This is a genomic window from Pseudomonas sp. BIGb0558, from assembly GCF_024807515.1.
In the GTDB taxonomy this organism is placed as follows: domain Bacteria; phylum Pseudomonadota; class Gammaproteobacteria; order Pseudomonadales; family Pseudomonadaceae; genus Aquipseudomonas; species Aquipseudomonas yamanorum_A.
This window is the reverse complement of record NZ_JANUEW010000006.1, coordinates 39,940-64,338: the sequence shown is the minus strand read 5'-3', so window position 1 is coordinate 64,338 and position 24,399 is coordinate 39,940. Positions and strand designations below refer to the sequence as shown.

Below are 24,399 nucleotides of genomic sequence, written 5' to 3'. Positions count from 1 at the left end.
ATGTTCGAGCGTTTGCGAGAAGATATCCAGAGTGTTTTCCACCGTGACCCGGCGGCGCGCAACGCCTTTGAAGTGCTGACCTGCTACCCGGGCATGCACGCGATCTGGATCCATCGCCTGTCCGGCGCCTTGTGGAATATGGGCTGGAAATGGCTGGCTCGGCTGGTGTCGAACTTTGGTCGCTGGTTGACCGGGATCGAGATTCATCCGGGCGCCAAGGTGGGTCGCCGCTTCTTTATCGACCACGGCATGGGCATCGTTATTGGTGAAACTGCCGAGATTGGTGATGACGTGACTCTGTATCAGGGCGTGACTCTGGGCGGTACCACTTGGAACAAGGGCAAGCGCCACCCGACACTGGAAGATGGCGTGGTGGTAGGAGCGGGCGCCAAGGTGCTCGGTCCGTTTACCGTCGGTGCGGGTGCCAAGGTCGGTTCCAACGCTGTGGTGACCAAGGCCGTGCCGCCTGGCGCAACGGTTGTCGGTATTCCGGGGCGGATCATCGTCAAGCCGGAAGTTGGCGATGAGCAGGAAGCCAAGCGCAAGGCCATGGCCGAAAAGATTGGCTTTGATGCCTATGGCGTCAGCGAAGACATGCCCGACCCGGTGGCACGTGCCATCGGCCAGTTGCTCGACCACCTGCAAGCGGTGGATGGCAAGCTGGATGGCATGTGCGGCGCCCTGAAAGACCTCGGCAGCAACTACTGCGCCAAGGACCTGCCTGAGCTGCGCACCGAAGACTTCGCCGAGATCAAGAGCGAAAGCGCTACCAAAGCCGGCTGACTCTTGAGCCGGTCGCGATCTCTGTGGGAGCTGGCTTGCCTGCGATGGCGGCAAGTCAGTGCCGGATAGGCTGGCTGGCAAACCGCTATCGCAGGCAAGCCAGCTCCCATATTTGAGCCCCATTGGTCTTGAGGTTGGGGGCTTGACCCTGTTCCCGCTGTTCCATCCGCCTGCGCCCTGCTATTATTCGCGCGCCCTTTTTGCGGGTATTCCTGACTAAAGTACTAGGTCTTATAGTTGACTTAAATACTCGGGAATCGCATACTTGCTCCCATTCTGAAACACCTTGGTACTTGTCCATGAGACTGACTACAAAAGGCCGATACGCGGTGACCGCCATGCTTGACCTGGCCTTGCACGCGCAAAATGGGCCGGTGTCCCTGGCCGATATCTCCGAGCGCCAAGGCATTTCCTTGTCCTACCTCGAGCAGTTGTTCGCCAAATTGCGCCGCAGCAATCTGGTTTCCAGTGTTCGTGGTCCAGGCGGTGGCTATCAACTGTCCCGCGACATGCAGGGCATCCAGGTAGCCCAGGTGATCGACGCGGTGAACGAATCCGTCGATGCCACCAAATGCCAGGGCCTGGGTGATTGCCACGCCGGCGACACCTGCCTGACGCACCACTTGTGGTGTGACCTGAGCCTGCAGATCCATGAGTTTTTGAGTGGTATCAGCTTGGCTGATCTTGTGACTCGCCGTGAGGTACAAGAAGTAGCCCAGCGTCAGGACCAGCGCCGTTGCAATACAAAGGCGCCGCGTCTGGACAAGATTGAAGCGTCCGCCGTCGAGTGACAGCCGAAGAGCTAACGGCACGCCAGCCAGCCTGATTTAGGAGAAAGTCCATGAAATTGCCGATTTACCTTGATTACTCAGCGACCACCCCGGTTGATCCGCGTGTCGCGCAAAAGATGAGCGAATGCCTGCTGGTTGACGGAAACTTCGGCAACCCGGCGTCCCGTTCCCATGTGTTCGGCTGGAAAGCTGAAGAGGCCGTGGAAAACGCTCGTCGCCAGGTCGCTGACCTGGTGAATGCCGACCCACGTGAAATCGTCTGGACCTCCGGTGCCACCGAGTCCGACAACCTGGCAATCAAGGGTGCGGCGCATTTCTACGCGACCAAAGGCAAACACCTGATCACCACCAAGATTGAGCACAAGGCTGTCCTCGACACCATGCGCCAACTGGAACGTGAAGGTTTTGAGGTCACCTACCTCGAGCCAACCACCGACGGTATCGTGACCCCGGCGATGATCGAAGCCGCGATGCGTGAAGACACCATCCTGGTTTCCGTGATCCACGTGAACAACGAAATCGGCACCATCAACGACATCGCCGCCATCGGCGAGTTGACCCGCTCCAAGGGCGTGTTGCTGCACGTCGACGCCGCTCAGTCCACCGGCAAGGTCGACATCGACCTGTCGAAACTGAAGGTCGACCTGATGTCGTTCTCTGCCCACAAGACCTACGGCCCTAAAGGCATTGGCGCGCTCTACGTGAGCCGCAAGCCACGCGTGCGTATCGAAGCCACCATGCACGGCGGCGGTCACGAGCGCGGCATGCGTTCGGGCACCCTGGCGACCCACCAGATCGTCGGCATCGGCGAAGCATTCCGTGTAGCCAAGGAAGACATGGCTGCCGAAAACGTGCGCATCAAGGCCCTGAGCGATCGCTTCTACAAGCAGGTCGAGCACCTTGAAGAGCTGTACATCAACGGCAGCATGACCGCCCGTGTACCGCACAACCTGAATTTGAGCTTCAACTACGTCGAAGGCGAGTCGCTGATCATGGCGCTCAAGGATCTGGCGGTTTCGTCCGGTTCGGCCTGCACCTCGGCTTCCCTTGAGCCGTCCTATGTCCTGCGCGCCCTGGGCCGCAACGACGAACTGGCTCACAGCTCGATCCGCTTTACGTTCGGCCGTTTCACCACCGAAGAAGAAGTCGACTACGCCGCGCAGAAAGTCTGCGAGGCCGTCACCAAGCTGCGTACCTTGTCCCCGCTGTGGGACATGTACAAGGACGGTGTCGACATTTCCAAGATCGAGTGGGCGGCACACTAAATATAGAAGCCGCCACCCAAAAGGCTCTGTAAAGACGTGGCGGAAAACGCAGGCGTGTTTACAGGGTTCCAGAGCGGCCCTGATGAGTGAGGATTCAGTACCATGGCTTACAGCGAAAAGGTCATCGACCACTACGAAAACCCGCGCAACGTCGGCAAGATGAACGCGGAAGACCCTGATGTCGGCACCGGTATGGTCGGCGCTCCGGCGTGCGGCGACGTTATGCGTCTGCAGATCAAGGTCAACGAAGCTGGCGTTATCGAAGACGCCAAGTTCAAGACTTACGGTTGCGGTTCGGCCATCGCCTCCAGCTCCCTGGCGACCGAATGGATGAAAGGCAAGACTCTGGATGAGGCTGTGACTATCAGCAACACCCAGCTGGCCGAAGAACTGGCCCTGCCGCCAGTGAAAATCCACTGCTCGGTACTCGCAGAAGACGCCATCAAGGCGGCTGTTCGCGACTACAAGCAGAAGAAAGGCTTGATCTAAGCATTTGGCGACGAGTAAGGAGTCACGATGGCTATCAGCATGACAGAAGCGGCTGCGCAGCACATTCGCCGTTCCCTGAATGGGCGCGGCAAAGGTGAGGGGATTCGTCTGGGTGTTCGCACCACGGGCTGTTCCGGCCTTGCCTACGTGCTGGAGTTCGTCGACGAGGTGGTTGAGGAAGATCAGGTGTTCGAAAGTCACGGCGAGAAAGTGATCATCGACCCGAAAAGCCTGACCTACCTGGACGGCACCGAACTCGATTTCGTCAAGGAAGGGTTGAACGAAGGCTTCAAGTTCAACAACCCCAACGTACGCGGTGAATGTGGCTGCGGCGAAAGCTTCAACATCTGAGGCTGATTGTGGGTACTCCTTGTCATTTCGCTTTGTTCGAGCTGCAGCCGAGTTTTCGGCTGGACCTTGAACAGCTTGCCACGCGCTACCGTGAACTGGCGCGTGGGGTGCATCCGGACCGCTTCGCTGACGCTTCCGAGCGTGAGCAACGCCTGGCGCTGGAGCAATCAGCCAGCCTCAACGAAGCCTATCAGACGCTCAAGAACCCTCCCAAGCGCGCGCGTTACCTGCTCGCCATGGGCGGTCGCGAGCTGCCGCTTGAAGTCACGGTCCAGGACCCTGATTTCCTGATGCAGCAGATGCAATGGCGCGAAGAACTCGAAGAGCTGCAGGACGAGGCCGATCTGGCCGGTGTCGCAGTCTTCAAGCGTCGTCTGAAAGTGGCCCAGGATGAACTCAACGAAAGCTTCGCAGCCTGTTGGGATGATGCAGCGCAACGTGAGCAGGCCGAGCGCCTGATGCGGCGCATGCAGTTCCTCGACAAGCTCACCTACGAAGTGCGCCAGTTAGAAGAGCGCCTCGACGATTAACCCAGTGCCGCCCAGGTTGCACGCCTGATATACAGATAAGTCCTGATTACCATGGCCCTACTGCAGATCGCCGAACCCGGCCAAAGTCCTCAACCGCACCAGCGTCGTCTGGCGGTCGGGATTGACTTGGGCACTACCAATTCTCTGGTCGCTGCGTTGCGCAGCGGTCTGTCCGAGCCGCTGCCCGACGCTGATGGCCAGGTTATCCTGCCGTCTGCCGTGCGCTATCACGCTGACCGCACCGAAGTCGGTGAGTCGGCCAAGCTGGCGGCGTCTTCCGATCCTTTGAACACCGTGCTGTCGGTCAAGCGCTTGATGGGTCGTGGTCTGTCCGACGTCAAGCAACTGGGCGACCAGCTGCCGTACCGCTTTGTCGGTGGCGAATCCCATATGCCGTTCATCGACACCATCCAGGGTCCGAAAAGCCCGGTGGAAGTGTCGGCCGATATCCTCAAGGTGCTGCGCCAGCGTGCAGAAACCACCTTGGGCGGCGAACTGGTGGGCGCGGTGATTACTGTTCCTGCGTATTTCGATGACGCTCAGCGCCAGGCCACCAAGGATGCGGCGAAACTGGCCGGCCTGAACGTGCTGCGCCTGCTCAACGAGCCGACCGCGGCCGCTGTGGCTTACGGCCTGGATCAGCACGCCGAAGGCCTGGTGGCTATTTACGATCTGGGCGGCGGCACCTTTGATATTTCGATTCTGCGCCTGACCGGCGGTGTCTTCGAAGTGCTGGCTACCGGTGGCGACACTGCCCTGGGCGGCGACGACTTCGATCACGCCATTGCTGGCTGGATCATCACCAGTGCCGGCTTGTCTGCCGACCTGGACCCGGGCGCGCAACGTAACCTGCTGCAAACTGCCTGCGCCGCTAAAGAAGCGCTGACTGATGCAGCCTCGGTTGAAGTTTCCTACGGTAGCTGGTCGGCACAACTGACCCGTGAAGCCTTTGATGCGCTGATCGAGCCGATGGTTGCTCGCAGCCTGAAAGCCTGTCGCCGCGCAGTGCGCGACTCGGGTATCGAGCTGGAAGATGTGGCCGCCGTGGTCATGGTGGGCGGTTCGACCCGCGTGCCGCGTGTTCGTGAAGCGGTGGCTGAGGCCTTTGGTCGCCAGCCGCTGACCGAAATCGATCCGGATCAAGTGGTGGCCATTGGTGCTGCGATCCAGGCCGATACCCTTGCCGGTAACAAGCGCGATGGTGGCGAACTGCTTCTTCTCGACGTGATTCCGTTGTCCCTGGGGCTGGAAACCATGGGCGGCCTGATGGAGAAGGTGATTCCACGCAACACCACCATCCCCGTTGCTCGCGCCCAGGACTTCACCACTTACAAAGATGGCCAGACGGCCATGATGATTCATGTGCTGCAAGGCGAGCGTGAGCTGATCAGCGATTGTCGCTCCCTGGCACGCTTCGAATTGCGCGGTATTCCGGCGATGGTGGCCGGTGCGGCGAAGATTCGTGTGACCTTCCAGGTCGACGCCGACGGCTTGCTCAGCGTTGCCGCGCGCGAATTGGCCTCTGGCGTCGAAGCCAGCATCCAGGTCAAGCCGTCCTACGGCCTGACCGACGGCGAAATCGCCAAGATGCTCAAGGATTCGTTCCAGTACGCCGGTGACGACAAGGTCGCCCGCGTGTTGCGTGAGCAGCAAGTCGATGCCCAGCGCCTGCTTGAAGCGGTGCAGGGCGCCCTTGAGGCTGACGGCGAGCGTTTGCTGGATGCCGAAGAGCGCATGGTCATCGGCCTGCAGATGCAGGAACTGGCTGAATTGATGAAAGGCACCGATGGTTATGCCATCGAGCAACAGACCAAGCGCCTGTCGCAAGTGACCGATGCCTTTGCCGCCCGTCGTATGGACCAGACGGTGAAAGCCGCCCTGGCGGGCCGCAACTTGAACGAACTTGAGGATTAACTGATGCCGCAGATCATTTTTCTGCCACACGCCGAGCATTGCCCGGACGGTATGGTTGTGGAGGCTGAGACCGGCAAGTCCATTCTCGAAGTCGCTCACGACAACCACATCGAGATCGAAAGCGCCTGCGGCGGCGTCAACGCCTGTACCACTTGCCACTGCATCGTCCGTGAAGGTTTCAACAGCCTTGAAGAGGCTGATGAGCTGGAAGAGGACTATCTTGATAGGGCGTGGGGTCTGGAGCCGACATCGCGTTTGAGCTGTCAGGCAAAAGTGGGAACAGAAGACCTCACTGTCGAAATTCCGAAATATTCGCTCAACCATGCCGCTGAAGCGCCGCACTGATTCAAGGAAGTGTCATGAGTCTTAAATGGGTTGATGTACAAGATATCGCTATCCTGCTGGCCGACGGTCACCCGGACGTGAACCCTTATTCACTGAACTTTGTAGCTTTGCGTGACATGGTCATGGCCTTGCCAGGGTTTGAAGATGATCGGGAACGCGGCGGTGAAAAGGTTCTTGAAGCTATTCAGACTGCCTGGAAAGAAGAGCAGGACTGAAGCCTCCCTTACGCAGTTAGGCAATACCCAAGAACCCGCGTATAATTCGCGGGTTTAATTTTTCGCAAATTACCGTTTCTGGAGTTACACCATGGCTGTTCAACGTACTTTCTCCATCATCAAGCCTGACGCTGTTGCAAAAAACGTCATCGGCGAGATCACCACTCGTTTCGAAAAAGCCGGCCTGAAGGTTGTAGCTTCGAAACTCAAGCAACTGTCCAAGGCTGAAGCTGAAGGCTTCTACGCTGAGCACAGCGCTCGTGGTTTCTTCGGCGACCTGGTTGCCTTCATGATCTCCGGTCCTGTTGTTGTTCAGGTTCTGGAAGGCGAAAACGCTATCGCTCTGAACCGTGAGCTGATGGGCGCTACCAACCCTAAAGAAGCTGCTGCCGGCACCATCCGTGCTGACTTCGCTGAATCGATCGACGCCAACGCCGTTCACGGTTCGGACTCCGAAGCCGCTGCTGCCCGCGAAATCTCGTACTTTTTCGCTGCTACTGAAGTAACCGCTCGCTAAGCATTGGCTTAAAAGAGCGAAGGTGAATCCATGACTACATTGACTGCAAAAACCAACCTGCTGGGTCTGACTCAACAGGAAATGGAAAAATTCTTCGACTCAATCGGGGAGAAGCGTTTTCGTGCCGCTCAGGTAATGAAGTGGATTCACCATCTTGGCGTCGATGATTTCGACGCCATGACGAACGTCAGCAAGGCCCTGCGCGACAAGCTCAAGGCCATTGCCGAAGTTCGCGGCCCCGAAGTGGTCAGCGAGGACATTTCCACCGACGGTACCCGTAAGTGGGTAGTGCGCGTGGCGTCCGGCAGCTGCGTCGAGACCGTGTACATTCCCCAGGGCAAACGCGGCACTTTGTGCGTTTCGTCCCAGGCAGGCTGTGCCCTGGATTGCAGTTTCTGCTCCACCGGCAAGCAAGGTTTCAACAGCAACCTCACCGCCGCCGAAGTGATCGGCCAGGTGTGGATTGCCAATAAATCGTTCGGCAGCATCCCGGCGACCGCCGACCGTGCCATCACCAACGTGGTGATGATGGGCATGGGCGAGCCGCTGCTGAACTTCGACAACGTGGTTGCGGCCATGCACCTGATGATGGACGACCTGGGCTACGGCATCTCCAAGCGCCGTGTGACCCTGTCGACCTCCGGCGTGGTACCGATGATCGATGAGCTGGCCAAGCACATCGACGTCTCCCTGGCGTTGTCGCTGCACGCACCGAATGACGCATTGCGTAACCAATTGGTGCCGATCAACAAGAAGTATCCGCTTAAGATGCTGCTCGAATCTTGCCAGCGCTACATGGCGACCTTGGGCGAAAAACGTGTGTTGACCATTGAGTACACCATGCTCAAGGACATCAACGACAAGGTCGAGCACGCGGTCGAGATGATCGAGTTGCTCAAGAATGTACCGTGCAAGATCAACCTGATTCCGTTTAACCCGTTTCCCCATTCTGGCTACGAGCGGCCGAGCAACAACGCCATCCGCCGTTTCCAGGATCAACTGCACCATGCAGGCTTCAATGTCACCGTGCGCACCACCCGCGGCGAAGACATCGATGCGGCATGTGGCCAATTGGTAGGACAGGTGCTGGATCGCACCCGTCGCAGCGAACGTTATATCGCCGTGCGTGAACTGAGTGCCGCCGACGATATGCCGCAAAGCGCCGCGACTCGAACCTGAGAGAGGATCTCTATGCCCTTGCGCCTTGCGCTGCTTTTGCTTGTTGCCAGCCTCTCGGCTGGCTGTGTTTCATCGGGCCATGACAGTCCGTTGCAAACCGGCAAGGGCCGTGACGAAGCGCGGGCTGCCTACGTGCAGTTGGGCTTGGGGTACTTGCAGCAAGGGATGGCCGAACAGGCCAAGGTGCCGCTGAAGAAGGCCCTTGAACTGGATGGCAGCGATGCTGACGCCAATGCTGCATTGGCCCTGGTGTTCCAGGCCCAGGCCGAGCCCGAACTGGCCGATCAATATTTCCACAAGGCCCTGGCCACACGTCCTGGCGATCCAAGACTGCTGAACAATTACGGCAGTTTTTTGTTTGCGCAGAAACGTTATGACCTGGCGTCCGAATATTTCCAGCAGGCTGCGGCCGATACCCTCTATCCTGAGCGCTCGCGGGTTTTCGAGAACCTCGGGGTTACCTCGATGCGTCTCGGCCAGCGCGACACCGCCCGCCAGCAACTGGAAAAAGCCCTGCACTTGAACCAGCGCCAGCCACGAGCGTTGCTCGAAATGGCTGAGTTGTCCTTCGAAGACAGGCATTATGTGCCGGCACGTGACTATTACGAGCGTTTTAGCCTGCTGAGCGGGCAAAATGCACGTAGTCTATTGCTCGGTGTGCGCCTGGCTGCGGTTCATGAAGAACGCGACAAGGCTGCACGTTTTGGCCAGCAACTCGAACGACTCTATCCCGGTACGCCGGAATATCAGCAATACCTGTCGGAGCAATGATGAAAGCGGCGCACCCGGAAGTTGTAGCAGCTAATCGTGGAAACCCAGGCGAGACCTTGCGTCAGGCCCGCGAAAGCAATGGTTGGTCGCTGGCAGAAGTGGCCCTCAAGCTCAATTTGACCACGACTTCATTGGGCAACCTTGAAGCTGGCGCGTTCGACAAGCTGCCAGGGCATACCTTCGCCCGCGGCTATATCCGCGCCTACGCCAAGTTGCTCGGTATCGACCAGGCCGCATTGGTCCAGGAATTCGACCAGATCACCGGTACCGATTCCCAAGGCAGTAATGTCCATGGCCTGGGCCGCATAGAAGAGCCTGTGCGGGTTTCCCACACTATTTTGCGAATTGTCAGCCTGCTGCTGCTGATCGCCGTGATCGGCGGTGGTTTTGTATGGTGGCAGGACCAGACCGCACAGCGCGGCAAGGACTTGTCCAGCAACGCCATGGAGCACGTCGAAGTCGAAAGCGCCGACGGCACCACCCAGATTCATCCATTGGACGAGCCGGAAGACCAGGCCGTGGCCCAGGGCCAGGCGGCGCCTGAGGCAGAGCCAGGCGCCGAGCAGCCTGCGCCCGAAGCAGGTACTGCCGCCGCAGTGGCACCCGTCGCACCCGCTCCAGCGGTTGCAGTGACGCCTGCTGCTCCAGCTCATACGCCAGCAGTACCGGCGCAGGCTCCGGCAACAACGGCTCCCGTCGCCCCGGCGATTTCCGCGCCAACCACCCCGGTACTGATCGCCGGTGATGGCCGAGTACAAATTACCTACGTCGCTGACTGCTGGACGCAAGTCTCCGATGGCAACGGCAAGGTGCTGTTCAGTGGTCTGAAGCGTAAGGGAGATACACTTGACCAGGGCGGCAAGCCTCCTTTGACGCTGCGTCTGGGCTTCGCCCGTGGCGCGCAAGTGGCCTACAACGGCCAGCCTGTGGACGTGGCGCCGTTCACCAGTGGCGAGACTGCTCGCCTCAAGTTGGGACAATAAAGTCATGCACGGCGAATCTCCAATCAAACGTCGCGTATCGCGCAAGATCTGGGTCGGCTCGGTGCCGGTGGGCGGCGATGCCCCCATTGCTGTACAGAGCATGACCAACAGCGACACCAATGATGTGGCAGCCACTGTCGCCCAGATCAATCGTCTGGAAGCGGCTGGCGTCGACATCGTGCGGGTTTCTGTGCCGGACATGGATGCTGCCGAAGCCTTTGGCCGCATCAAGCAGTTGGTCAAGGTGCCGCTGGTCGCCGATATCCACTTCGACTACAAAATCGCGTTGCGCGTGGCCGAACTGGGCGTCGATTGCCTGCGTATCAACCCGGGCAACATCGGTCGCGAAGACCGGGTTCGCGCCGTGGTGGATGCCGCCCGTGATCGCGGGATTCCAATCCGCATCGGCGTCAACGCCGGTTCCCTGGAAAAAGACCTGCAAAAGAAATACGGCGAGCCGACTCCGGCTGCATTGGTCGAGTCCGCGTTGCGCCACGTTGAACACCTTGAACGCCTGAATTTCCAGGACTTCAAGGTCAGCGTAAAGGCTTCAGACGTGTTCATGGCGGTAGAAGCGTACCGCCTGCTGGCCAAGGAAATCGTCCAGCCATTGCACTTAGGGATTACCGAAGCCGGCGGTTTACGCTCAGGCACAGTGAAATCTGCGGTGGGTCTCGGTATGCTGCTGGCCGACGGGATTGGCGATACCATTCGCATCTCCCTCGCGGCAGACCCGGTAGAGGAAGTGAAAGTCGGCTACGACATTCTCAAGTCCCTGCATTTGCGTTCCCGTGGCATCAACTTCATTGCCTGCCCGAGCTGCTCGCGGCAGAACTTCGACGTGGTGAAAACCATGAACGAACTGGAAGTACGCCTCGAAGACCTGCTGGTGCCGCTGGATGTTGCGGTGATTGGCTGTGTGGTCAACGGGCCGGGTGAGGCCAAAGAGGCCCATGTGGGCCTGACCGGTGGTACGCCAAACCTGATCTACATCGACGGCAAGCCGTCGCAGAAATTGACGAATGACAATCTGGTGGATGAGCTGGAACGGCTGATCCGCCAGAAAGCGGCCGAAAAGGTCGAAGCTGACGCAGCGGTTATCGCGCGCGGCTGATCGAACGAATTTAAGGATTTGATGTGAGCAAGTCTCTGCAAGCCATTCGTGGCATGAATGACATCCTGCCTGAGCAGACGCCCCTGTGGCGCTACTTCGAGGGCACTGTCGCGCGTCTGTTGGATAACTACGGTTACAAGCAGATCCGCATGCCGATCGTCGAGTTCACCGAGCTGTTCAAGCGCTCCATCGGTGAAGTGACCGATATCGTCGAAAAAGAGATGTACACCTTCGAAGACCGCAACGGCGATTCCCTGACCCTGCGTCCCGAAGGTACTGCCGCCTGTGTGCGTGCGGTGCTCGAACATGGCCTAACCGGCGGTGGCCAGCCGCAGAAGCTCTGGTACATCGGCCCGATGTTCCGCCACGAGCGTCCGCAAAAAGGCCGTTATCGCCAGTTCCACCAGATCGGCCTGGAAGTGTTCAACCTCGACGGTCCGGACATCGACGCCGAGCTGATCGTGCTGACCTGGCGCCTGTGGGGCATGCTGGGCATCCGTGATGCGGTCAAGCTTGAACTCAACAGCCTGGGCACCAGCGAATCCCGGGGCCGCTACCGCGAAGCCCTGGTTGAATTCCTGTCGGGCCACCTGGACAAGCTGGACGAAGACAGCCAGCGCCGCCTGAAAACCAACCCGCTGCGGGTACTGGACACCAAGAACGCCGAGACCCAGGCCGTACTCGTGGACGCGCCGAAAATGGCCGACTACCTGGACGACGAGTCCCGTATCCACTTCGAGGGCCTCAAGGCTCGCCTGGATGCGGCCGGTATTCCTTACGTCATCAACCCGAAACTGGTGCGTGGCCTCGATTACTACAGCAAGACCGTGTTCGAGTGGGTCACCGACAAGCTCGGCGCCCAGGGCACCGTGTGTGCCGGTGGCCGTTACGACGGCCTGGTCGAGCAGATGGGCGGCAAGCCGACCACCGGTGTTGGTTTTGCCATGGGTATCGAGCGGCTGATCCTGCTGCTGGAAACCCTGGAGCAGGTTCCCGAAGAAATCTCCCGTCAGGTGGACGTGTACTTCTGTGCCTTTGGCGAGGCGGCCGAACTGGCTGCCCTGGCCCTGAGCGAGAAGCTGCGCGACCAACTGCCGAACCTGCGCCTGCAAGTCAATGCCGGCGCCGGCAGCTTCAAAAGCCAGTTCAAGAAAGCCGACAAGAGCGGTGCGCTGTATGCACTGATCCTGGGTGATGATGAGTTGGCCCAGCAAGTGGTAAGTTTCAAACCCCTGCGTGGTCAGGGTGAACAACAAAGCATTGCCTTTGATGCGCTTGCAGCGCACCTGGCCACCTGCATCGTGCAGGGTTGAAGCTGTCAAACAGCCGATTTAGCGATTAAGGAGTATTGGGGTGTCGAGTACTGATGATGACCAGCTGGCCGAGTTCAAAGACTGGTGGCAGCGCAACGGCAAGCCCCTGGTCACTGGCGGCTTGCTGGCTTTAGTAGTGGTGTTCGGCTGGCAAGCCTGGCACAAGTATCAGGCTAACCAGTCGCAAGGCGCCTCGATTATCTATCAGCAATTGCTGGAAACCACGCTGACGCCAAGCGGCAAGCCGGACCTCGCCCAAGTGGCAGACCTGGCCGGCAAGCTGAAGAGCGAATTCGGTGGTAGCACCTACGCGCAATACGGCAGCCTGTTCGTCGCAAAAGTTGCGGTGGACAACGGCAAGCTGGATGACGCAGCCTCCGAGCTGAAAGCCATCACCGACAAGCCGGCCAACCCGACACTGGGTGAAATCGCACGTCAGCGTCTGGCTCAGGTATTGGCGGCACAGAACAAGGCCGACGACGCACTGAAACTGCTCGACGGCGATGCTGACAAGGCATTCCTGGCCACTCGTGAAGAGCTCAAGGGCGACCTGCTGGTCCAATTGGGTCGCACCGACGAAGCCAATGCTGCGTACCAAAAAGCCAAGGCGGCGCTGTCTGATGAAGCGGCGGTCGGTGGCTTACAAATCAAGCTCGACGACTTGGCCAAAGGGGATGCGTGACGTGATCCGTTGGAAACATGCAGCATTGCTGGCTCTGGCCGTTTTGGCCGCGGGTTGCAGCAGCAACAGCAAAAAAGAACTGCCTCCGGCCGAGCTGACCAGCTTCAAGGAAGAAGTGGTCCTGCAAAAGCAGTGGAGCCGCTCCATTGGTGACGGTCAGGGCGACCTGTACAACCTGATGGTCCCGGCGATCGACGGTGACACCATCTTCGCCGCAGACTCCACCGGCGTTGTGGTCTCCATGGATCGCATGAACGGCGACGTCAAATGGAAGAAAGACCTCGAACTGCCTGTGTCCGGCGCCGTTGGCGTGGGTTCCGGCCTAGTGCTGCTCGGCACGCTGAAAGGCGATGTCGTGGCACTGGATTCGAGCACCGGTGAAGAGAAATGGCGCGCTCGCGTGACCAGTGAAGTGCTCTCGCCACCGGCTACCAACGGTGACGTGGTTGTGGTTCAGACCCAGGATGACCGTGTGATCGGCCTCGACGCCGCCACTGGTAACCAGCGCTGGTTGTACGACAGCACGCCGGCGGTCCTGACCTTGCGCGGTACCAGCGGTCCGGTTGTGACCAGTAACCTGGCACTGGCAGGCCTGTCGACCGGTAAAGTGGTCGCCCTGGACACCCAGAACGGCGTGCCGGCCTGGGAAACCCGGGTCGCTATTCCTCAGGGCCGTTCGGAGCTGGACCGCGTAGTGGACATCGACGGTGGCTTGCTGCTGTCGGGTGATACCCTTTACGTCGCCACTTATCAGGGCCGTGTCGCGGCGCTGGACGTACAGAGCGGCCGGATCAACTGGCAGCGTGATGCTTCCAGCTACGCCGGTGTCGCCCAAGGGTTTGGCAGCGTCTACGTAAGCCTGGCGTCCGGCACCGTTGAAAGTGTCGACGAGCGTTCCACCACTGCATTGTGGAGCAACGACTCTCTGGCCCGCCGTCAACTGTCGGCACCGGAAGTGTTCTCCAGCTACGTAGCGGTAGGCGACTTTGAAGGTTACCTGCACCTGCTGAGCCAGGTGGACGGTCGCTTCGTGGGTCGCGAACGCATCGACAGCGACGGCCTGCGTGCCCGTCCGCTGGTGGTAGGCAACATGCTTTACGTGTATGGCAACAGCGGCAAGCTGGAAGCGCTGACCATCAAGTAAGAACTATGCTTGGGGGGCTACCCCTCAGGCAGCTTCACCTGTAGGAGCAAGCTTGCTCGCGAAAATCGTCAACGATAACGCGTGCAGTCTGGATAAACGCGGTGCCTTTGCGTTTTTCGCGAGCAAGCTCGCTCCTACAGTCGAGCACCAGCCGCTGCCTTGCAGCGGCTTTTGTATTTTCTGAAATAACGAAGTGGAGAGCCGCATGGTTCCCGTAATCGCCCTGGTGGGCCGACCGAACGTCGGCAAGTCCACCTTGTTCAACCGCCTGACCAGGACTCGCGACGCCATCGTCGGCGACTTGTCCGGTCTGACCCGTGATCGCCAATACGGTGAGGCAAAGTGGCAAGGGCGCTCCTACATTATTGTCGACACCGGTGGTATCTCCGGTGACGAGCATGGCATGGACGAAAAGATGGCCGAGCAGTCGCTGCTGGCCATTGAAGAAGCCGATGTCGTGTTGTTCCTGGTGGACGCCCGCGCGGGCTACACCGCTGCCGACCAGATGATTGGCGAGCACCTGCGCAAGCGCAACAAGCGTTCCTACGTGGTGGCCAACAAGATCGACAACATCGATCCTGAGATGGCCCGTGCCGAATTCAGCCCGATGGGCCTGGGCGACGCGATTCCGATCGCCGGTGCCCACGGTCGTGGCATCACCCAGATGCTGGAAATCGCCCTGCGCGACTTCCCGCGTGATGACGTGGATGAAGTCGAAGGCGAAGAAGAGATCGTTGCCGAAGGCGAGGAAGCCAAGCGCATTCCTGGCCCAAGCGAAAAAGACGGTATCAAGATCGCGATCATCGGCCGCCCGAACGTCGGCAAGTCGACCCTGGTCAACCGGATGCTCGGTGAAGACCGGGTCATCGTCTATGACGAGCCTGGTACCACCCGCGACAGTATCTACATCCCGTTCGAGCGTAACGACGAGAAGTACACGCTGATCGACACGGCCGGTGTGCGCAAGCGCGGCAAGATCCACGAGGAAGTTGAAAAGTTCTCGGTGGTGAAAACCCTGCAGGCGATCAAAGACGCCAACGTGGTGATCTTCGTCATGGACGCCCGCGAAGGCGTGGTAGACCACGACCTGAACTTGCTGGGCTTTGCCCTGGAAGCCGGTCGCGCCCTGGTGATCGCGATCAACAAGTGGGACGGCATGACGCCGAGCGAACGCGATTTCGTCAAGATCGAGCTGCAGCGTCGCCTGTTCTTCGTCGAGTTCGCCGATATTCACTTTATCTCGGCACTGCACGGTACCGGCGTGGGCAACCTCTACGCTTCGGTGCAGAACTCGTTCAAGTCCGCGGTCACCCGCTGGCCAACCAACCGCCTGACCCAGATTCTTGAAGATGCGGTCAGCGAGCACGCGCCACCGATGGTCAACAACCGTCGGATCAAGCTGCGTTACGCTCACTTGGGTGGTGCCAACCCGCCGATTATCGTGATCCACGGTAACCAGCTGGAGAAAGTGCCGAAGTCTTACGTGCGTTACCTGGAAAACACCTATCGCCGTGTCTTGAAGCTGGTCGGCACGCCGATCCGTATCGAGTTCAAGGGCGGTGAGAACCCGTACGAAGGCAACAAGAACAGCCTCACCGACCGCCAGGTAAACAAAAAGCGCCGGATGATGACGCACCACAAGAAAGCCGACAAAAAGCGCCGCGACAAGCGCTGATCCTGATCGGTTGAAAAAGGGCTCTTTCAGAGCCCTTTTTTGTGCCTGGCGGTTGACCCTTCGCGGCATGCAGCTTAAAACTTGGAGCTCACCGCAAGGGGCGCCCCGATGATCACCAGCAAGCTGCCGAATGTCGGCACCACCATCTTCACCACCATGTCACAACTCGCTGCCGAAACCGGTGCGCTCAACCTGTCCCAGGGTTTTCCCGACTTCAACGGGCCTCAGGGTTTGCTTGATGGCGTGGGCAAGCATATCGCCCTAGGCCATAACCAATACGCACCCATGACCGGCCTGCCGGTGCTGCGCCAGCAAGTGGCGGCCAAGATCGCCCGCAGCTATGGCGCAACGGTGAATGCCGACAGCGAAGTGACCATCACCCCAGGCGCCACCGAAGCGATCTTCTGCGCGATCCAGGCGGTGATCCGCAGTGGTGATGAGGTCATCGTGTTTGATCCTGCCTACGACAGCTACGAGCCCTCGGTAGAGCTGGCGGGCGGTCGCTGCGTGCATGTGCAACTGGGCCTGCATGACTTCGCCCTGGACTTTGAGCGGCTGCGTGCTGCGTTGTCACCGCGCACCCGCATGATCATCCTCAACAGCCCGCACAATCCCACAGGCGCCCTGATCAGCCGTGCCGAGCTGGACCAGTTGGCCGAGTTGATCCGCGACCGCGATATCTACCTGGTCAGCGACGAGGTCTACGAGCACCTGGTATTCGACGGTGTGCCCCACGTCAGCGTGCTGGCCCACGAAGAGCTGTACCAGCGTGCGTTCGTGGTCAGCTCGTTCGGCAAGACCTACCACGTCACGGGCTGGAAAACCGGCTACGTTGTCGCGCCGCCGGCCCTCAGCGCCGAGCTGCGCAAGGTGCATCAATATGTCAACTTTTGCGGCGTGACCCCGTTGCAGTACGCTTTGGCAGACTTCATGGCCGAACACCCGGAGCATGTCGAGGAGCTGCCGGCTTTCTATCAAGCCAAGCGCGACCTGTTCTGCGACCTGCTGGAACCTTCGCGTTTCAGCTTTACCCGGGTGGCCGGTACCTACTTCCAACTGGTGGATTACTCACAGATTCGCCCGGACCTGGATGACGTCGCCATGTCGCTGTGGATGACCCGCGAACATGGCGTGGCCACCATCCCGGTCTCGGTGTTCTACCAGAACCCACCGCAAGGCCAGCGCCTGGTGCGCCTGTGCTTTGCCAAACGCGAGGAGACGCTGCGCCAAGCAGCCGAGAAACTATGCGTGATCTGAGTACGTTACCCAACCTGAACATTGCCCTGGTGCAAACCACCCTGGCCTGGCACGACCGCCAAGCCAACCTCGAGCATTTCGATCTGCTGCTGGAGCAGGCGAGGGGGGCCGACCTGATCGTGCTGCCGGAGATGTTCACCACCGGTTTTTCGATGGAATCGGAAACGCTCGCCGAGCCCGAAAACGGCCCCACCCATCAATGGCTCCAGGCCCAGGCGAAGAAGTACAACGCGGTGATCACCGGCAGTGTGATCATCCAGGCCGCCGACCGCAGTCATCGCAACCGCTTGCTCTGGGCGCGCCCGGATGGCGAGGTGTTGCACTACGACAAGCGCCACTTGTTCCGCATGGCCGGTGAGCACGATCACTACACCCCCGGCGAGCGTCAGGTGCAGTTCGAACTCAAGGGCTGGCGGATTCGTCCGTTGATCTGCTACGACCTGCGCTTCCCGGTGTGGAGCCGTGACGCCCAGGACACTGACTTGCTGCTGTACACCGCCAACTGGCCGGGCGCACGGCGACAGCATTGGAACCGCCTGCTGCCGGCACGGGCCATCGAAAACCTGTGCTACGTGGCGGCGGTGAACCGGGTGGGCACGGACGGCAAGGGTTTTGCCTATACCGGTGACAGCCAGGTCCTGGACTTCCAGGGAGAAAGCCTGCTGAGCGCAGGGGAGGCGGACGGCGTGTTCCAGGTGTGCCTGGATGCCTCGGAATTGGCGGCGTATCGCACACGCTTTCCGGCGAACCTGGATGCGGATAGCTTCGAGTTCACCTGAACGGTTTTCGTCGCCTGATAGATTGCTATCGCGGGCAAGCCCGGCTCCCACATTTGATCTGAGTTGTCTGGAGGAATGCATTCCCCTGTGGGAGCCGGGCTTGCCCGCGATGGGGCCCTGACAGCCACCACAAGTTCCGAGCCCAAAAAAGGCCCCTGGACGCTCATCCAGGGGCCTTTTGCATTTGCGCGGCAGTGCTTACGCCGCTTTCGCTTCCAACTGGCTCAACGAACGGTTCAGCGCGCTGAACACGGCCTTGAAGCTCGCCGTGGTGATGTTTTCATCAATGCCCACGCCGTGCACCGGACGCTCACCGTTCACCCGCAGCTCAATGTAGGCTGCGGCCTTGGCATTGGTGCCCGCGCCAATCGCGTGCTCGTTGTAGTCCATGATCTCCACGCCAATCGGCAGCCCGGCCACCAGCGCTTCCAGGGCGCCGTTGCCTTTGCCGTGCCAGCGCAGGTTGGTTTCGCCCTGGCCCTTGCCGGAGACTTCAACTTCCACCGAGCTGTTGCCGTTCTCTTCCTGCAAGCGATGGCTGACCAGCGCGTACGGGGTGTTGGCTTGCAGGTATTCACGTTGCAACAGGCTGTAGATCTGCGCTGCGGTCATCTCCAGGCCCACACGGTCGGTTTCGGCCTGTACCACCTGGCTGAACTCGATCTGCATGCGGCGCGGCAAGCTGATGCCGTATTCCTGCTCCAGCAGGTAGGCGATGCCGCCTTTGCCCGACTGGCTGTTGACTCGAATCACCGCCTCGTAGCTGCGGCCAATGTCGGCCGGGTCGATCGGCAAGTACGGCACTTCCCACAGGGCGTCGTCTTTCTGCTGGGTGAAGCCCTTGCGGATCGCGTCCTGGTGGGAGCCGGAGAAGGCGGTGTGAACCAGATCGCCAACGTACGGGTGGCGCGGGTGCACCGGGATCTGGTTGCACTCTTCGACGACTTTACGGATGCCGTCGATGTCGGAGAAGTCCAGCTGCGGGTCGAGGCCCTGGGTGTACATGTTCAACGCCACGGTCACCAGGTCGACGTTACCGGTACGCTCGCCGTTGCCGAACAGGCAGCCTTCGACGCGATCAGCGCCGGCCATCAGACCCAACTCAGTGGCGGCGACGCCAGTGCCACGGTCGTTGTGGGTGTGCAGGCTGATGATCACGCTGTCACGACGGTTGATATGGCGACCGAACCACTCGATCTGGTCGGCATAGATGTTCGGGGTGGCGCATTCAACGGTGGCCGGCAGGTTGAGGATCACCTTGTGCTCGGGCGTCGGGTTCCAGACTTCGATCACCGCGTCACAGACTTCCTTGGCGAACTCAAGCTCAGTGGCGCTGAAAGTCTCTGGCGAGTACTCGAAGGTCCACTGGGTTTCCGGCTGCTGGGCAGCGTATTTGACGAACAGCTTGGCCGCGTTGACCGCGATGGCCTTGATGCCGTCCTTGTCCTGGTTGAACACGATGCGGCGGAACGACGGTGAGGTGGCGTTGTACAAGTGAACGATGGCTTTCTTCGCGCCGCGCAGGGATTCGAAGGTGCGGGCGATCAAGTCTTCACGGCCCTGGGTCAGCACCTGGATGGTGGTGTCCGCGGGGATGTGGTTGTCTTCGATCAGGGTGCGCACGAAGTCGAAATCGGTTTGCGAGGCAGCCGGGAAGGAAGCTTCGATTTCCTTCACGCCGACGGCGACCAGGGTCTTCCAGAAGCGCAGCTTTTTCACCGCGTCCATCGGTTCGATCAGCGACTGGTTGCCGTCGCGCAAGTCGGAACTGCACCAGATCGGCGCGGCGGTGATGGTCTTCGACGGCCAGGTGCGGTCCGGGATATCAATGGTCGGAAACGCGCGGTACTTCGAAGACGGGTCTTTGAGCATGCTCATCTGGAGAATCCTTGTTGTAGGGCCGAGAAAAGGCGGCCTGCCATGGAACTACTGTTTGGGGATAAAGCTGGGACGAGGCGGTTCGATTCAGCCTGGCAGTCGTGCGCTGACTAGGCACAGGCTGCGGTGCTGGCGAAGCTGAATGAGGGTGTGAGAGGTTTTCATAGGTCCAACCCTAATCGTGGGCAGGAGAGATGGCAAGTAGTCTGAAAAAATTGATAGGATTTCTCCATAAATTGATATTTATGGCTATTTATTGTCGTTTTAATCAGTGTTTGTTGGTTTTGTTGCGGCGGCGTCCCAAGCTGTGCAATTTAAAAGGGCGGGGTGCTGTCGGCACGATATTCCCGTCGGGATGCGCGATGGTGAGGGGATCCCATCGCGCACCAAACGCACTCAACTGATTTTCTGGAAAATCTGATAGTCCCCGGCCGTATGACCACTCGCTACGCTTCTCCCGGGATCCTTCGGTACTGACGGACCACTGATGGCAATGCTCCCGTTCGATGTCGTCGTCGGGTAAACGCCGATCCCGACGCCACCGGTCAGTTCGGCGAGGCCCGGAATGTTTCGAGCCGTGTTCATATGGGACCTGCCAACCAAGGCCAGTATTTTTTCGCCTGGCTTGCGGTTTTGCAGGATGCGTGTGGCGTAGTAGTTGAACTCCTGCAGGCGGGTAATGCCCTTGTCGTTGTCTGCGACGTCCTTGTAGAAACCGGGCATATCCGATCGTCGGGTCAGGTAGCGATGGTCGAGGGCTTTAATTGTTATGCCATGTTCATGAGCAAGCTGAGTCAGTTCCGAAAGCGTGGGCGATGAGCCGTCCGGCCGTCCACTGCCCATACCCACATCGACGACTCGGCCTGCGGCATCGGTTTCCACATTTTCAAGCGCGATGGTGGTGACACCGGCCTCTTTGAGGGCCTGCATATTCTCTTTGATCAGCTGAAAACTGGCGATTTCGTTGTGAAGCTCGCCAAGTACGACAATGTCACTGGTTTTGTAGGCATCACGAAACAGATCGGCAGGCGATGTATTGGGTGCGAGCGTCAGCCGAGGTGGGCGCGGCGGCATTTGACCGCCTGCGACCATAGACTGGTAGAAACGCTGGGCATCCCGTCTGAACCAATGCCTGGCCACCGGCAGCGCTGCCGGGGTGAAATCGGCCTCGATCAGCCGACCGTTGCTGCGGCTGACATATTCGGTTTCGGGTAGTTGTTTCCCACCTCCCGGCAGTTCATTCAGTCGCCATTCGCCATTTCCTGCAGATTGCACAGAAGCCACTATTTTGCTGCTCCTGGGTGCCGTCGGCGAGGCATTGGGGTCCACGATATTGACCCGCCCGCTGCGTGCGTGAAAGGCTGAATCGATCTGATAGACCTTGTTCTCTCCAGTGTTATCGGTAAAGCGCACATACCAATGCTCGCCGACGTTGTAGGTGCCGTCCGGTCTTAGCGGGCGCCCCTGGATCAGCGTATCCGGCACGGCGTAGCGGCTCAGATCACGGCCTGGACTCGGGAAGGGGGCTGAGCTTGGGGGAACAGTATTCGGGATGCTCGCACCTGGCGTCGGTAGCGGGCTTCCCTGGGACAGTGGGGCTATGGCAATCGAGGGCTTGAGTACTGGCCGCAGTGGCGAGGTGCGAACCAGCGGGATGCCCGTCGCCGACGTCGCAAAATCGGCATAGATCCCACGCACCAGTGTTGGATGCTTGATCAGTTTGGGTATGACCCTGGCGTTGGCGCGTAGCGCCGTTAACCCGGCTTTTCCTAACCGGACGGCTGTGGAAGCGACCTTACCGAGCACCGGCAGCAGGTCCAGGAATATTGTGGCGACTTCAACCCCGAACTGGATCTTGTTGGCGGTCGATTCTGCCGCCACTTCAGCGCTGCTGACTGACTGGTAGTCGGCTTTATCCACCAGCAGTTGTACCTGTTGTTTGTACAACGCGTCCTGGGCATCACCCGTGATGGGCGAAAGGGTATTGGTGTCGCCCGTGAGCTTGAGCGTCTTGACGAATGCATCGATGGCAGTGATCGGATTCCGGCTCAGGTTGGTGGCTTGATTCGTGAGCGCGGTCTTGGCTTTATCAACGTCATCTTTACTGACGGGCGACTTTCGGTTCGCGGTGTATAGCCGCCATTCGTTTTTTTCCAGCAGGGTGTCGAGTGCTTGCTGATCCGCCACTTCGCGAAAGGTCACTCCGTCGGGGGCATTGGGCGTATACAGCACCCGCTCCGGGTCCTTGCCATTACCGATAACCATCACGCCCTGCACGGGCAAGCCGCGTTGATGGAGTGTATGGGTAACGATGGCTTGGCCATCGACCGTCGGACGGTTGGCCGGGTCGGGGTAGTCCAGCACAGCCGCGACCCATTGCGCCCCACGTTTGCTGGTCGTGTCTTCTTTCGCTTCAGCGGCGTAGGCAGAAGGATTCAGCTCTGCGAGAAAAGCTTCTTTACGCATTTGGTCGGCCTGGCTGGCCTTCCAGGCTTCGCGCCTGTCACCTGCCGGCCCCGACTCGGCGTCCGGCGCCAGTTCACTCGTCAGCAGGCGGGTGTACTCACCGCCCACATCGGCCCTGTTGACCAGCGCCTTGAGCTGCTCGGTGTCGAGGACGATGGGGTTGCCGTTGGCGTCCAGTATGGGCTTGCCCTGCTTATCCTTCAGCGGCAGCGTCAGGGTGGTCTGTGTAAATGTGGATGTTTCGCCGGCAGCGAACGCGGTGGGGTTTTTCAGGGCCAGGTCGGTCAGCGACAGGTGTATGTTTTTTACGAAAGGCGCTTGAGGGAGACCAGGGCGGCCCGTAAGGATGCGGGTCTTGGTGTGTGCCAGGACCATCAATTGATCGGCATCCACCTCTGCCGTCGGGTACTGCTGCTTTATCGATGCATTCATCCGGTCCCGGGCGAAAGTGGCCAGGGAGGGTATTGTCTCAATCTGCGGGGTCAGTGCGTTCGCGCTTTTCTCTTCGGCCTGCTCAAGTTGCTCAAAGCGTATTTCCTGGTCCGGGGTGAGGTTTTTCAGCCACTCGGGTTGCAGTTTGTCGGCCAGTTTCTGGTTGCGTGCCTGCATGGCATTGCTGCCATCCAGCAGGTATGACCAGTCGGCAGCCTTATCAATGGCCTGATGTAATGGCGTGGTGGATTGAGCGGATGCAGTGGCAAGGCCCATGTTGATTTCGGCCTGCTGGCGCTTGAGCATGCCGGGCAAGCTTTCGGCCAGCACATCCCCGGCCAGAGGTTCGGCGCTGAGCATCAGGTCGTCCCCGGTGGGTGGGTTCGGCCGGTTTTGCAACGATAGCGGTAGCGTCTGCAACAGCAGGTTGGCGTCTGTTGCGCCTTGATCCAGGCGTAGCGCCAACGTTTCGCGTGCCTGGGCGGGGGTTGCGAATTCTTCGAAGCCTTCGCCGGGTGTATACAGCACGACCGGGCCATTGGCCTCGTCGAGCGCCAGGGATCTGCCTTTGGGCCAGGTCGGCGGGGTGGAGAAGGCCCCGTCAGTCTGGGTGATGAGAAAAGTGCCGGCGAGTAAAGCACCGCGCTCGGTGCCGTCATCCAGGGTGAGTGGATACACACCCGGACGGGCGCCGTCGGCAAAGGCTTTCTCCCGTTCGGCGAGCGTGGGGTATTGCAGTGCAGCGTCGATCAGTTGTTTGCCTGCCGGGCTCAGGGTGCCATCACTTGCGCGCAAGGCTGCCAGTGTCGACAGTTGGCGCTTGTGCAGGGTCAACAGCTCGTCCTGCGGCGACTCCAATACCTGCGGGTTTGTTTTTGACGGGCGTGGTGTCGTCCAGAAGGCGAGTGCCGCCTCGGGATATTGCGTGGTGATGCGCTGGGCGATGGTGCTTAACGAGTGGGTTGTGTCGATGAGTTCCGGCGGTTGACTGGCTGTGCCTTGGCTGAATATGCCCGACTGCACGTCGGCGTCTTCGTCAGCGTGCTTGCCGGGCTGGTTCGACAGTTCTGCAATCTTTTTATCCAGAGCCTCCAGAAGGGGTTGCTCGGAGAGTGTTTTGATACTGCCATCGCTCTGTCTGATCCAGCGTTTGAAGGTCAACGTTGCTGGATTGAGATGAGGCTGGTCGGCAAGCATCGCGGCCACTTGTTGCAGTTGGACATCCTTGAAGTTCGGTTGCTGGCCATGCAGCTTTTGCATGGCGAGCGCGAGGGAGTTGTGTTGAGTGATGAAGGCTTGCTGATCGCCGACGTTGAAGTGTCCCGCGAGCGTTGAGCGTTGCTCCGGTGGTATGCCTGTCGAACCGGGCAACGGGGCAGGCTGGGTGATATTGGCGGCGGACGTCAGTGCGAAGGCGGGCGGCTGGATCGAAGGGGGATGTATCGGCATCACGGTGGGACTAACCATAAACGAAACCTCACAGTATTTGAATGTCGTCGTTACGCTCCTTGTAAGTCAGATGGGTG

22 protein-coding genes are annotated in these 24,399 nt (G+C 59.6%); 20 read left to right on the top strand and 2 right to left on the bottom strand.

Features of this window, described 5'->3' with window-relative positions:
• The 20 genes from cysE to M2400_RS10590 all read left to right on the top strand — a co-directional run bounded on the left by cysE (position 1) and on the right by M2400_RS10590 (position 18,097).
• On the top strand, positions 1-783 hold the full coding sequence (gene cysE / locus M2400_RS10685; RefSeq protein ID WP_177114798.1) for a serine O-acetyltransferase: 783 nt from the start codon (positions 1-3) through the stop codon (positions 781-783).
• 299 nt (positions 784-1,082) lie between these two features.
• On the top strand, positions 1,083-1,574 hold the full coding sequence (gene iscR, locus M2400_RS10680; protein WP_003210305.1) for a Fe-S cluster assembly transcriptional regulator IscR: 492 nt from the start codon (positions 1,083-1,085) through the stop codon (positions 1,572-1,574).
• 50 nt (positions 1,575-1,624) lie between these two features.
• Complete coding sequence (locus M2400_RS10675; RefSeq protein WP_008438290.1) at positions 1,625-2,839, top strand: IscS subfamily cysteine desulfurase; 1,215 nt, start codon at positions 1,625-1,627, stop codon at positions 2,837-2,839.
• A 102-nt stretch (positions 2,840-2,941) separates the two neighbouring features.
• On the top strand, positions 2,942-3,328 hold the full coding sequence (gene iscU / locus M2400_RS10670; protein ID WP_003209682.1) for a Fe-S cluster assembly scaffold IscU: 387 nt from the start codon (positions 2,942-2,944) through the stop codon (positions 3,326-3,328).
• A 27-nt stretch (positions 3,329-3,355) separates the two neighbouring features.
• Positions 3,356-3,679, top strand: a complete 324-nt coding sequence (gene iscA, locus M2400_RS10665; RefSeq protein ID WP_003209680.1) for an iron-sulfur cluster assembly protein IscA — start codon at positions 3,356-3,358, stop codon at positions 3,677-3,679.
• Between the two features lie 8 nt (positions 3,680-3,687).
• Positions 3,688-4,209, top strand: a complete 522-nt coding sequence (gene hscB, locus M2400_RS10660; RefSeq protein WP_008438289.1) for a co-chaperone HscB — start codon at positions 3,688-3,690, stop codon at positions 4,207-4,209.
• A gap of 51 nt (positions 4,210-4,260) precedes the next feature.
• A complete protein-coding gene (gene hscA / locus M2400_RS10655; RefSeq protein WP_259196301.1) occupies positions 4,261-6,123 on the top strand; it encodes a Fe-S protein assembly chaperone HscA in 1,863 nt (620 codons plus the stop codon).
• 3 nt (positions 6,124-6,126) lie between these two features.
• Positions 6,127-6,468, top strand: a complete 342-nt coding sequence (fdx, locus tag M2400_RS10650; RefSeq protein WP_010176867.1) for an ISC system 2Fe-2S type ferredoxin — start codon at positions 6,127-6,129, stop codon at positions 6,466-6,468.
• A 14-nt stretch (positions 6,469-6,482) separates the two neighbouring features.
• Entirely contained in the window at positions 6,483-6,683 is a 201-nt protein-coding gene (gene iscX, locus M2400_RS10645) for a Fe-S cluster assembly protein IscX (RefSeq protein WP_177047060.1), read from the top strand.
• 91 nt (positions 6,684-6,774) lie between these two features.
• Positions 6,775-7,200, top strand: a complete 426-nt coding sequence (ndk, locus tag M2400_RS10640) for a nucleoside-diphosphate kinase (protein WP_003175956.1) — start codon at positions 6,775-6,777, stop codon at positions 7,198-7,200.
• 30 nt (positions 7,201-7,230) lie between these two features.
• Entirely contained in the window at positions 7,231-8,379 is a 1,149-nt protein-coding gene (gene rlmN, locus M2400_RS10635; RefSeq protein ID WP_003209670.1) for a 23S rRNA (adenine(2503)-C(2))-methyltransferase RlmN, read from the top strand.
• Between the two features lie 12 nt (positions 8,380-8,391).
• Positions 8,392-9,150, top strand: coding sequence for a type IV pilus biogenesis/stability protein PilW (pilW, locus tag M2400_RS10630; protein WP_177047050.1), 759 nt, complete (start codon positions 8,392-8,394; stop codon positions 9,148-9,150).
• Positions 9,150-10,133: a RodZ family helix-turn-helix domain-containing protein gene (locus tag M2400_RS10625; protein ID WP_177114792.1), complete on the top strand. Its 984-nt coding sequence runs from the start codon at positions 9,150-9,152 to the stop codon at positions 10,131-10,133. The genes pilW and M2400_RS10625 overlap by 1 nt, the downstream gene beginning before the upstream one ends.
• A 4-nt stretch (positions 10,134-10,137) precedes the next feature.
• Positions 10,138-11,247 carry a flavodoxin-dependent (E)-4-hydroxy-3-methylbut-2-enyl-diphosphate synthase gene (ispG, locus tag M2400_RS10620; protein ID WP_003209666.1) on the top strand — a complete coding sequence of 370 codons (1,110 nt, stop codon included), beginning with the start codon at positions 10,138-10,140 and terminating at the stop codon, positions 11,245-11,247.
• A 23-nt stretch (positions 11,248-11,270) separates the two neighbouring features.
• A complete protein-coding gene (gene hisS, locus M2400_RS10615) occupies positions 11,271-12,560 on the top strand; it encodes a histidine--tRNA ligase (protein WP_076017543.1) in 1,290 nt (429 codons plus the stop codon).
• 40 nt (positions 12,561-12,600) lie between these two features.
• On the top strand, positions 12,601-13,242 hold the full coding sequence (locus M2400_RS10610) for a tetratricopeptide repeat protein (RefSeq protein ID WP_177047046.1): 642 nt from the start codon (positions 12,601-12,603) through the stop codon (positions 13,240-13,242).
• Positions 13,235-14,386, top strand: a complete 1,152-nt coding sequence (gene bamB / locus M2400_RS10605; protein ID WP_177047044.1) for an outer membrane protein assembly factor BamB — start codon at positions 13,235-13,237, stop codon at positions 14,384-14,386. Before M2400_RS10610 ends, bamB begins: the two co-directional genes overlap by 8 nt.
• A gap of 205 nt (positions 14,387-14,591) precedes the next feature.
• Positions 14,592-16,061, top strand: coding sequence for a ribosome biogenesis GTPase Der (der, locus tag M2400_RS10600; protein ID WP_088423691.1), 1,470 nt, complete (start codon positions 14,592-14,594; stop codon positions 16,059-16,061).
• Positions 16,062-16,169: 108 nt separating this feature from the next.
• On the top strand, positions 16,170-17,318 hold the full coding sequence (locus tag M2400_RS10595; protein ID WP_177047042.1) for a pyridoxal phosphate-dependent aminotransferase: 1,149 nt from the start codon (positions 16,170-16,172) through the stop codon (positions 17,316-17,318).
• The gene (locus tag M2400_RS10590) at positions 17,306-18,097 is read left to right on the top strand and encodes an amidohydrolase (protein WP_177047040.1); all 792 of its coding nucleotides are present in this window, start codon (positions 17,306-17,308) and stop codon (positions 18,095-18,097) included. The genes M2400_RS10595 and M2400_RS10590 overlap by 13 nt, the downstream gene beginning before the upstream one ends.
• Before the next feature lie 198 nt (positions 18,098-18,295).
• On the opposite strand, the gene leuA is transcribed toward M2400_RS10590, so the two are convergent.
• Both leuA and M2400_RS10580 read right to left on the bottom strand, forming a co-directional pair.
• Complete coding sequence (gene leuA, locus M2400_RS10585; RefSeq protein ID WP_177047038.1) at positions 18,296-19,975, bottom strand: 2-isopropylmalate synthase; 1,680 nt, start codon at positions 19,973-19,975, stop codon at positions 18,296-18,298.
• 396 nt (positions 19,976-20,371) lie between these two features.
• The gene (locus tag M2400_RS10580) at positions 20,372-24,340 is read right to left on the bottom strand and encodes a membrane-targeted effector domain-containing toxin (RefSeq protein WP_259196307.1); all 3,969 of its coding nucleotides are present in this window, start codon (positions 24,338-24,340) and stop codon (positions 20,372-20,374) included.
• Between the last annotated feature and the right edge of the window lie 59 nt (positions 24,341-24,399).

Coding starts and splice junctions, on each gene's coding strand:
- iscA (WP_003209680.1), top strand. CDS start 3,356: ATGGCTATCAGCATGACAGAAGCGGCTGCGCAGCACATTCGCCGTTCC.
- rlmN (WP_003209670.1), top strand. CDS start 7,231: ATGACTACATTGACTGCAAAAACCAACCTGCTGGGTCTGACTCAACAG.
- leuA (WP_177047038.1), bottom strand. CDS start 19,975: ATGAGCATGCTCAAAGACCCGTCTTCGAAGTACCGCGCGTTTCCGACC.
- iscU (WP_003209682.1), top strand. CDS start 2,942: ATGGCTTACAGCGAAAAGGTCATCGACCACTACGAAAACCCGCGCAAC.
- cysE (WP_177114798.1), top strand. CDS start 1: ATGTTCGAGCGTTTGCGAGAAGATATCCAGAGTGTTTTCCACCGTGAC.
- M2400_RS10675 (WP_008438290.1), top strand. CDS start 1,625: ATGAAATTGCCGATTTACCTTGATTACTCAGCGACCACCCCGGTTGAT.
- M2400_RS10625 (WP_177114792.1), top strand. CDS start 9,150: ATGAAAGCGGCGCACCCGGAAGTTGTAGCAGCTAATCGTGGAAACCCA.
- M2400_RS10590 (WP_177047040.1), top strand. CDS start 17,306: ATGCGTGATCTGAGTACGTTACCCAACCTGAACATTGCCCTGGTGCAA.
- ispG (WP_003209666.1), top strand. CDS start 10,138: ATGCACGGCGAATCTCCAATCAAACGTCGCGTATCGCGCAAGATCTGG.
- pilW (WP_177047050.1), top strand. CDS start 8,392: ATGCCCTTGCGCCTTGCGCTGCTTTTGCTTGTTGCCAGCCTCTCGGCT.
- hscA (WP_259196301.1), top strand. CDS start 4,261: ATGGCCCTACTGCAGATCGCCGAACCCGGCCAAAGTCCTCAACCGCAC.
- M2400_RS10595 (WP_177047042.1), top strand. CDS start 16,170: ATGATCACCAGCAAGCTGCCGAATGTCGGCACCACCATCTTCACCACC.
- bamB (WP_177047044.1), top strand. CDS start 13,235: ATGCGTGACGTGATCCGTTGGAAACATGCAGCATTGCTGGCTCTGGCC.
- M2400_RS10580 (WP_259196307.1), bottom strand. CDS start 24,340: ATGGTTAGTCCCACCGTGATGCCGATACATCCCCCTTCGATCCAGCCG.
- fdx (WP_010176867.1), top strand. CDS start 6,127: ATGCCGCAGATCATTTTTCTGCCACACGCCGAGCATTGCCCGGACGGT.
- der (WP_088423691.1), top strand. CDS start 14,592: ATGGTTCCCGTAATCGCCCTGGTGGGCCGACCGAACGTCGGCAAGTCC.
- iscX (WP_177047060.1), top strand. CDS start 6,483: ATGAGTCTTAAATGGGTTGATGTACAAGATATCGCTATCCTGCTGGCC.
- iscR (WP_003210305.1), top strand. CDS start 1,083: ATGAGACTGACTACAAAAGGCCGATACGCGGTGACCGCCATGCTTGAC.
- ndk (WP_003175956.1), top strand. CDS start 6,775: ATGGCTGTTCAACGTACTTTCTCCATCATCAAGCCTGACGCTGTTGCA.